We start from the raw sequence: 273 nt of genomic DNA on the forward strand, positions 1-273 counted from the left end.
CATGGCTGTTGGCATCATAGCTGGATTTATCGGTTCAAAACTCATGCTGATGGTGCTATTTAAAGTATCCGGCGTCAGCGCCATCGCCAACCTGCACTTTTCAGGCATGGCCCTTTTGCAGACACTGATCGTCTTTTTCATCATCTATGGATTAATCATGTTAAGAAATCGATGGTTTATTAACAGACAGACCATTTTATCTTTGTTTAGAACTACGTCTTCTACAGAGCAGCGTGTGAAAAAAATCTCTGTGTTTGAAATTATCATTGGGGT

At 40.7% G+C, this 273-nt stretch carries 1 pseudogene; it reads left to right on the forward strand.

The window, feature by feature from the left end:
- Nucleotides 1-273 (forward strand): annotated as a pseudogene (locus SB658_RS23900) (bacitracin ABC transporter permease); the annotation flags it as partial.

Source organism: Bacillus sp. SIMBA_008 (genome assembly GCF_046535495.1).
GTDB classification, from domain to species: Bacteria; Bacillota; Bacilli; order Bacillales; family Bacillaceae; genus Bacillus; species Bacillus subtilis.